Below are 9,411 nucleotides of genomic sequence, written 5' to 3'. Positions count from 1 at the left end.
GCCTCATACAAATAAGTTATTGTTTAAGTTTTAGTCTTTTAGTTTAAAAATTTTTAAGTTTGTCAGGGTTTGATGACAAAAAAGCAGAAAATTTGTCTGAAGTGGTTAACGAGATTTCAATATTTTTAGCCCTTCCTCTTGATTGTATGATGGTATATACTCTACAATAATCGAAACGAGAGTTATTGCTTAAAGTAATTTTGAAGGTGCAAATACCTATTATTTCGTTATTTTCAGAGGCAAATACTCTAAATTTTTCTGGGATGAATGACTAATTTTTCTCTCCTGATTTTTTGGCTAATTGACAGATTAGCAATTTTGTGGTTAGTCGGAGAATACAAAAATAGCCAATTATTATTTGTAGGAAACCAAACCGCTCAACTAAACTTACTCAAATTTACTCAACAATCTGAAAGCTTAGTTAAACGCAAGTGGATCGACCACTACAGGGTTAAACGGCAAACCCTTTATTCCTTGGTCAAAGACATCAGGAATTACTTTTTTAATAATATTCAATGACCCATTTACATCGGCATTTAATAATTTATTTCCCCTGGTTTTATATAACCCTCTTGTTACTCTTTTTCCACTAAATTCTGGTTTTTTCTCTCCATATTTTGGTAAATTATCCCTATCTAAACAGCTTGATTGAGATGTATAAGATTCTTCTGTAATTATTACTTTTATTCCTCTTAGTTGGGCTTTATATGTTAACATCTCTATCAACCTACAATGAGGGATGTTCACAAATTGTTGATTGTTCTTTTTTCCTGATTTTATTTCTTGTTTCCAGGTCTGGTTATGCCCGATAATTAAGATTCCTATTTCATGCTTAATGCACCAATCTATTACTCTTTTACTGGCTGTATGGAGATAATTTTCTACTCGACAATTTCGTTTGTGAGTTAATTTTTTTAATCTACGAGAATTACTTTGATTGTGGTTGGTTTTTAATTGAGATTGTAAACAAGAGCGCTGTTTATTATAAAATGTATTAATCGCTTTTAATGGTTTGCCTTTAATCAAAAGAGGTGCAGTTCCTGTTTGATTTGTCGTTACAGCCATTAAATTATTTACGCCTACATCTACTCCTGCTACTTGTTGATTTTTTGTGGTTTCCTCCGATTTTTCATAGACTATTTCTATTATGTAACAGCTACTTTTGGGGACGATTCTGGCCTCAATTATTTTTGTCTGTGAAGTGGGAATTTTTATTTCACTCATCGACAGATGACAAATTCCTTTTTTTAAGGCTTTTTTGTAAATTGATTCATCTGGATATGGCAGAATGTTTCGGCCTTTTTTCTTATGTTTATATTTAGGAATTTTCGGTTTTCCTAAAAATTTACTAGGCTGTTTTTTCCATTCTTTTAAAGCAGAAAAATAACCAGTCCAACATCGATCTAATCTGCTAATAATTTGCTTACTTACCTTGGTAGGTAAAGCTTGATAATCAGAACTTTTAGATACCTGGTGATACAGTTCAGTAAAATTTAATTTCTTTTTATTAGTAAAGAAATATTGACGATAATAATAGTTAGCTAAATTAAACAGATTTTTAGACAAAAAAGCCTTGTGGTCAATTTCAGACCAAAAAGGATGGTTTTTCGTGATGACATGACGTTCAACTAGCTTCATACATTAATTGTAGCTGATAGCGACTCAAATAAAGACAACTGAACAAACTTACCCATTTTAGTTTAATAGCTCTAGTTATAAGTAAGTTTGAGGAACTTTAGACAATTTTTCGCTTTCTGTATTTACCAAAAAATGAGGTCCTTTGAAGGGGATAAAAAAATATTCAATTCAGTATTTCAAGCCTCCGACTTGAGTCGGAGGTACTGATAACTGTTAACGTCAGCGTTAGCGCAGCTCCTCTGGAAGAGGCAGCACCTCTGTTTGCGCAGCATTCCGCAGGAGGCTAACTGTTAACGTAGTTCCTCCGGAGGAGGCTAACTGAAATGACCCCTTTTAGCTTTTTGGCGGTTCATTTTTGAGCCGCTCCCGAAAATCTTCTATAGTCAATTTTAACCCTTCTTCGAGAGGAACAGTAGGCTCCCAACCCAAATATTTTTTCGCACGAGTAATATCTGGTTGTCGCTGTTTCGGGTCGTCTTGTGGCAGAGGTTTATATGTTATCTCTGCATCTGGGTTAACCATTTCTTGAATTTTCTGAGCTAATTCTAGTATTGTATACTCTCCAGGGTTCCCTATATTAACTGGTCCGATAAAATCTTGATTCATTAACCGGATAAACCCTTCTACCAAGTCTGAAACATAACAGAAACTCCTGGTTTGGGAACCATCGCCATAGACTGTTAATGGTATTCCTTTTAAGGCTTGTGCGATAAAGTTACTAACAACTCGACCATCATTTTCTAACATTCTTGGTCCATAAGTATTATGAGCAAAAATACTGTAACTTCCCCCTATAAAGTTCTCATAATTTGGCACGGAGAAATCGTAGACATAATCATCTATTTCAAATTCTTCCATACTTTCTATTTTTGCCCAGACAATATCACCTGTAGTTTGGGCTGATATTTTCTGCTGAATGTTAGACAAATTCTGGATATTGTTATCTTCTAATCCCTCTACTATTATCCGGTAAATTTGTTCTTCTTGTTCTTCTGTTTCTGAAACATCTGCTACTAACCCAAACTTAGCGAGAATCAATACTAACTTTTCAGCAACTAACTGACTATCACTATTAAATTCAATCTTTGAATTTCTTGGATTTTCTAGATTGTTACCTTCAGCAAATCCCTGTAAAAAGCTAATTAACTGTTTTTGAGGAAGTTGTAAAATCCAATTAGGAATATCTTTTTCTGTCTTCCCAAAATTCAACCCATCTCTAATTAAATCAACCAGGATTTTTGACTCAATACTTATATATCCTGCTTCATTAATTTCCGACTTACAGTCAAATATTCTTTCTATTACTTCTATTACTTTTGCTAGTTTCTCAGCTTCTCCTTTGAGCAACAGTTTATCTTGTACAAAACTTCCTTTAGCTACATAAAACCCTAATAACCATAAAAATTCTTCTATATTGCCGATCCAATTTTTAACTGCTTTTGTAGATGAGTAGCAAACTTTTTCTTTTTCCGATAGAGGAAGTTCTAAATATTCCCATAGATGCCAAGGAATTTGATTTTTTGCTTCGTAGTTTTTCATTGTGGCATAAAGTTGATTAGGATTTAAACCTTTTGCCAATAAATACTCCCGAATTTTATCTCCATATTTTTCTAGATAGGAAATTGTTTCTTCACTTTCTACAGATATTTCTTCTTTGTTTAATATCTTATCTGTAATCTGGAATGGTTGTAAAGGTTTTTCCAAAAAGCTGATATAACTTGGAACTCCTATTTCATCTCCTACCTTTAGGTCATTTCCAAAAGCTGCTTGAGGTTTATTATTTTCATCCCTAGTAAATAAACTATGATCTTCTGTAATTTTTATCTCCTTACCCCAAACAGTTTTTATCTTAAAACCTTTCTTCTTGACGTGATGTTTCCAAATTGCAGAAATTGGTTTAATTACTGTCTTTGAATTTTCATCGAAACAAGGCACTGATACATTAGATATATCTCCATTAATTCTGTCATAACATTCAGCAAAAGTTTCATAATAGAGTTCTTCTCCAATGTAATAAAGTACCTTTTGGTCTCCAGTTAAACTGTTAAAAATTCTGACTACTCGAATATCAACATTATTTTGACGATGGTAATCAAATGCTAAAGTTTCCGCTACTCGCTTCCCTTCGTCGTAACATTGACCGCACCAAGCAGCACGGCCATTTCTCCTAACAAAAACCACATGGTTTGTGACATTAACACAATAAACTTTTCCTACATAATGGAATCGTTCTGGTTCAACTAAATTTGCATCCTTAGCAGGTCGAATATTTACTCGATAAAGGTCGCGCCCCACTGCATGAGAAACTACCGAAGCTGCATAACCACAACGAAGTGCTAATTCTTGTACATCATCTGCTAATTGTTTAGATTTACTATAGTAAGCGTAGCAATCTCCCCGTTCCGAACCATCACCCAGAATCAAAGCTTTAAATAGGATTAATAACTGTCGTTTTGATAGTTGGAATAACTCACGAGGAATGTATTTTTCACCAGACTTACCTAAAGGTAATAAAATCTCAGCTAACTGTTTACTGCAAATCCTAAATTGATGGTCATCCGAATCAAAAAACTTAAAGCCTAAACGACTTAAACAATTAGCAATTTTCAAACGTCCTTCAGAATTTTCTTGAGCAATTAATACATTATAATCTGCTACATCATAATCATTTCCCCCTACCACTCGCGACCTTTTTCTCACATGAACGCAACCTTCAGAAATGTAATAACCTAAAAATTCTAGCCAGTCATCCATGCAGATTTTTTCTACTTTTACTTTGGCATTTCTAGGAGGGGTTCCTAACTCAAACCATTCCACTTCTTCGCCACCAAAATCTGCCCCAGTTAATGCCCGCCAACTGTGCCAATGCTTATCTTCATCTGCCCTGATAAACTTTAATTTATCAGTTTTATTACGCACATACATCCAGTGATTAGGAGTCACACAAAAATCAAATTTAGCATTAGCAAAACGGTACATTTCCCCAATATATGGTTGTACGATATATTCATCGGGAACGTGATATTCAACTTTACCTTCTGGATTTAATGTTGCTACTTTTAATTCTGGTTGTAAATTGGGAAAAGCTACCCAACCTGCCTCAGTCAAAATTTCAGTTTCCGGGTCAAAACACGACCGAATCCCAATACAATTAACATTACCTCTATACTCCTCTGTTTGAGGATGTACATCAGGGTCTCCATATACCTCAGATGTAGAAGCCAAAAAGAATCTTGCTTTTACCCTTTTAGCTAACCCCAACATATTCAATGTCCCCATCACATTTGTTTTAATTGTCTTGACAGGGTTGTACTGATAATGTATAGGACTAGCAGGACAAGCTAGATGATAAATTTGATCTGCTTCTAATCTAATTGGTTCAGTAATATCGTGGCGAACTAATTCAAAATAGGGATGATTCAACCACTTATAAATATTGCGTTTAGTTCCTGTGTAAAAATTATCGAGACAGAGGACTTCATGGCCTTGTTCCATTAATCTATCGATGAGATGAGAACCAAGAAAACCCGCGCCACCTGTTACTAATATTCTCATTATTGCCAAAGAACTAGGATTATAATTTGTTGTGGTTTTCAATGGATAATTGAATAACCACATTAAATTCAATCATACACTAACAAAGTCTTGCTCTGAAATACTTTGTACCGTTAGCTTATCAAATCTTAAAAAAAACTACTTTCTTTCACTGGTGTTGCACAATCTAGATAATAATTATAAATATTTACCCTCTTTCACTACTTCTGTTCCTATTAGACATCTCCAGAAAAGAGGGAAAAGGGAACAAAGTCTTGCTCTGAAATACTCTGTAAAGCTAGCTTATCAAATCTTTAAAAAACTACTTTCTTTCACTGGTGTTGCACAATCTAGATAATAATTATAAATATTTACCCCCTTTGACTACTTCTGTTCCTATTAGACATCTCTAGAAAAGAGGGAACAGGGAACATATAACAGGCAACAGTGAGAAATAATTGACAATTTATAGATCAGAATTGATTTTATTTTTCATTGTTGGAGATATCTATTGAGAACGAAACACTCCGTAGGGACGTTGCATGCAACGTCCCTACCTACCCCTTAAAAACTCAAATCATACCCATACTTCAGCAATTCCCTTTGATTATTAATCTAATCGCAAAACTGCCATAAAAGCTTCTTGTGGTACATCAACTGTACCTAATGACTTCATTCGTTTTTTACCTTTGGCCTGTTTTTGTAGTAATTTTTTCTTACGGCTAATATCCCCACCATAACATTTAGCTAAAACGTCTTTCCGTAAAGCAGGAATATGCTCACTAGCAATAACTTTAGCGCCGATGGATGCTTGAATTGGTACTTTAAATTGATGACGGGGAATTAATTCTTTCAGCTTTTCTGCCAAAGCACGACCTACCCCATAAGCCTTATCCTTATGTACGATTACTGCTAAAGCATCCACTGGTTCAGCATTAATCATAATATCCAACTTCACCAAAGGATTCTCACGGTAGCCTATAAGATGATACTCCATACTAGCATAACCACGAGACCGAGATTTCATTTGGTCGAAAAAATCTGTCACTACCTCTGCTAAAGGTATTTCATATATTAAAGTAGTTCTACCCTGAGCAAGATACTTCATGTCCTTAAATACACCCCGTCGTGATTGACCCAACTCCATTAATGTCCCTACATATTCTTCTGGGGTAATCATTTCTACTTGGACATAAGGCTCTTCGATTTTTTCTCGATAATTAGGCTCTGGCAATAAGTTTGGGTTATCAACTAGGATTACTTCTCCTTGATTAGTAGTTACTTGATAAACTACTGATGGAGATGTGACAATCAAATCTAAGTTATATTCTCGCTCTAATCTTTCCTGGACAATTTCCATGTGGAGCAGTCCTAAAAAGCCACACCGAAATCCAAAACCCATAGCGCTTGATGTTTCTGGTTCATAAGACAAAGCTGCATCATTAAGTTTGAGTTTGTCTAATGCCTCTCGCAAATCTGGGAACTGGTCAGCATCGGTGGGAAATAATCCACAAAATACCATAGGTTTAGCTTCTGTGTAACCAGGTAGAGGAGCTTTTGCTTGTTTTTTGGCCAGAGTAATTGTATCTCCTACTCTGGCATCTTCTACTGCTTTGATAGCTGCTGAGAAATAACCTACTTCTCCTGCATGGAGTTCTTTTACTGGTTTTTGGGTAGGGGAGAGAACTACTTAGTTCACTTATGTCTATTCCTTTCCCGACTGCCTAAGTTCGACCCCAACGCCTTTAGCAATAGTCCCATCCATGACTCGGAAATATACGATGACCCCTCGATATGGGTCATAATAACTATCGAATATTAGGGCGCGTAATTTTTCATCAATAGTATCTTGTGGTGGTGGTACTAATTGAACAATTGATTCTAGAATTTCGGGAATTCCTATTCCTTCTTTAGCTGAGGCTAAAATTGCCCCCGAACAATCTAGGCCAATTATATCTTCTATTTCTTGTTTAACTCTATCTGGTTCTGCTCCAGGAAGGTCAATTTTATTTAAAACTGGAATAATTTCTAGGTCATGTTCCAAAGCTAGATATACATTAGCTAAGGTCTGAGCTTCTACTCCTTGGGAAGCATCTACTACTAATAAAGCACCTTCACAGGCTGCTAAGGAACGGGATACCTCATAAGAAAAATCTACATGACCAGGCGTGTCGATTAGATTTAATACATACTCTTTACCATCTTTAGCGCTATAATCCATGCGGGCAGCTTGTAGTTTAATTGTGATGCCACGCTCCCTTTCTAAGTCCATTGTGTCTAGGAATTGCTCTTTCATTTCACGATCTGCCACTGTGCCAGTTGCTTGTAGGAGGCGATCGGCTAGGGTTGATTTTCCATGATCGATATGAGCAATGATTGAAAAGTTACGAATGTGAGATACAGGAACTTTTGTCATACTTTTGTTAATAATTTGAGCTTCCGTGTTTTTCTTATGGTCTCGGTAAAATATATCTATTTTCTTAACATATTTTAATTATTGAAGTCGCACTCAGTAGTTAGCGGTTAACCTCTTCCTATCCCCAGGGGATGGGTCATGCTCCGCAAACATTTTGTCTAGCAAAACAGCTCTCAAGGTAGAATAATGGCGGATGCTAACCCATATCTAACCTACACCACTAATTTTTCGCTCTAACCATGGAAGACTTAAACCCAGCGATTTTAGCTAATAGCTGATGGCTTGTTAAATTTCTGGCCTTCCTTCATTTCTGTTCGAGTCACTGTTAAAAATCAAATATATTACTCGTAAATATCTATAAGATTATTTTCTGGTTTGACAAATCAATCTTTATGTGGTATTTTTACGAAAATATCTTTAAACGTAAATCATAAAAATACAAATTCATCATATTCCTTAAGTTAAATTAGTTAGTAGATATTAGTATATTATAGAAGTCTTCTAAATTTAGGATTGTCTTATTATGAATGAGCCTAAAGTTGATCGGCAAAAGTCTCTGGAGAAAGTCGAATTATCTATAAGTATAGACCCTAGGTTATTAGATCAAGTTAAGCATTTAACAAATGACCCTAGCAAAGTAATTGAAAGTGCCCTTCGTCAGTGGTTGAGAGGAGGACTGCCAGAAGATGAGTTAGCTCTAACCCTTCAGAGAAATCCCCCGATTCCTCCAAGAGGGGAATGGAATGATTAAAGTTTAAGCTTTTCTAAGTTTTCTAGTCTGTAATAATTGTGATTAATATTAATTAGATTATTTTAAAATTTGAGTGGGATGAGACTGATTTAGAAAATGGTAAATTATCTAAAGATTAGGATTAATTCACTCAATCTTTCATATACTTAATTATTGATAAAAAATAATCTTGCGTCATTGTGCAATCCTAAACAATTATAGTTGCTATAGTGTCAAGAGAAATTAGTAAATAAAAAGATAACTATTGGTAAAAATTAATTTAGTGAGATAAAGTTATAATAATTTGAAGAATGTCAAAATATACTCCTTTGGGCGTAACTTATTATTCTTTACTGGGACTCCAACCAAAAGCATCTAATCAAGAAATTAGAAGAGCATATCGGGAATTAAGTAAGCATTATCATCCAGATACTACAGATATGNATTATAGTTGCTATAGTGTCAAGAGAAATTAGTAAATAAAAAGATAACTATTGGTAAAAATTAATTTAGTGAGATAAAGTTATAATAATTTGAAGAATGTCAAAATATACTCCTTTGGGCGTAACTTATTATTCTTTACTGGGACTCCAACCAAAAGCATCTAATCAAGAAATTAGAAGAGCATATCGGGAATTAAGTAAGCATTATCATCCAGATACTACAGATATGCCACCAGCGATCGCCACTGCTAAATTCCAGCAAATTAATGAAGCTTATGCTACTTTAGTAGACTCCGAAAGAAGATTAGAGTATGATAAAAAGATTAGGCATTTATATATAAATGATTTTGAGGAAAGAGTTAACTTCAGCACTCATGTATCCCGTTCACAATGGAGAAATTTATCTAGTTACTTAGACCCTACAGAGAGACCATTATCTGCGGGTGAATTATTTGCCCTATTGATTATGGGTCTTGCTCTTCTTGGTTGTTTGGTAATAGCTATTATTATAGGTCTCATGCGTCCTGAGTTAACTATCCAACCTATCGAACCACCAGGAATTTAAGTTATATATCTAGGCTTGATCTAGCATCCTTATGATAATTTTCTAATTCCATCAAATTTAGACTAGTTAGACCTGAAATTTTCGG

At 34.9% G+C, this 9,411-nt stretch carries 3 protein-coding genes and 7 pseudogenes; 3 read left to right on the top strand and 7 right to left on the bottom strand.

The window, feature by feature from the left end; all coding sequences use genetic code 11:
* Nucleotides 1–417 precede the first annotated feature (417 nt).
* The 7 genes and pseudogenes from AFK68_RS23180 to lepA form a co-directional block, all read right to left on the bottom strand.
* Nucleotides 418–1,638 carry an RNA-guided endonuclease TnpB family protein gene (locus tag AFK68_RS23180; protein WP_094675456.1) on the bottom strand — a complete coding sequence of 407 codons (1,221 nt, stop codon included), beginning with the start codon at nt 1,636–1,638 and terminating at the stop codon, nt 418–420.
* Nucleotides 1,639–1,971: 333 nt separating this feature from the next.
* Nucleotides 1,972–2,403, bottom strand: a pseudogene (locus AFK68_RS46180) (GDP-mannose 4,6-dehydratase); the annotation flags it as partial.
* A 3-nt stretch (nt 2,404–2,406) separates the two neighbouring features.
* Nucleotides 2,407–3,690: pseudogene (locus AFK68_RS42355) on the bottom strand (NAD-dependent dehydratase); the annotation flags it as partial.
* Nucleotides 3,679–3,774, bottom strand: a pseudogene (locus tag AFK68_RS42350) (SDR family NAD-dependent epimerase/dehydratase); the annotation flags it as partial. The pseudogenes AFK68_RS42350 and AFK68_RS42355, both read right to left, overlap by 12 nt.
* 126 nt (nt 3,775–3,900) lie before the next feature.
* Nucleotides 3,901–4,392: pseudogene (locus AFK68_RS46175) on the bottom strand (LAGLIDADG family homing endonuclease); the annotation flags it as partial.
* A gap of 369 nt (nt 4,393–4,761) precedes the next feature.
* Nucleotides 4,762–5,193 (bottom strand): annotated as a pseudogene (locus AFK68_RS42345) (GDP-mannose 4,6-dehydratase); the annotation flags it as partial.
* Between the two features lie 589 nt (nt 5,194–5,782).
* Nucleotides 5,783–7,588, bottom strand: a pseudogene (lepA, locus tag AFK68_RS23170) (translation elongation factor 4).
* A gap of 523 nt (nt 7,589–8,111) precedes the next feature.
* Here lepA and AFK68_RS23165 point away from each other — a divergent pair.
* The 3 genes and pseudogenes from AFK68_RS23165 (at nt 8,112) to AFK68_RS23155 (ending at nt 9,326) form a co-directional block, all read left to right on the top strand.
* Nucleotides 8,112–8,339 (top strand): type II toxin-antitoxin system CcdA family antitoxin, encoded by a 228-nt coding sequence (locus AFK68_RS23165; protein WP_094675454.1) that lies wholly within the window; start codon nt 8,112–8,114, stop codon nt 8,337–8,339.
* Between the two features lie 290 nt (nt 8,340–8,629).
* Nucleotides 8,630–8,761 (top strand): annotated as a pseudogene (locus tag AFK68_RS23160) (J domain-containing protein); the annotation flags it as partial.
* A gap of 97 nt (nt 8,762–8,858) precedes the next feature.
* Complete coding sequence (locus tag AFK68_RS23155; protein ID WP_094675453.1) at nt 8,859–9,326, top strand: J domain-containing protein; 468 nt, start codon at nt 8,859–8,861, stop codon at nt 9,324–9,326.
* Nucleotides 9,327–9,411: the final 85 nt, after the last annotated feature.

Source organism: Hydrocoleum sp. CS-953, assembly GCF_002260545.1.
In the GTDB taxonomy this organism is placed as follows: Bacteria; Cyanobacteriota; Cyanobacteriia; order Cyanobacteriales; family Microcoleaceae; genus Trichodesmium.
Note: the sequence above shows the minus strand (reverse complement) of the source record. Positions and strands in the feature narration are given on the sequence as shown.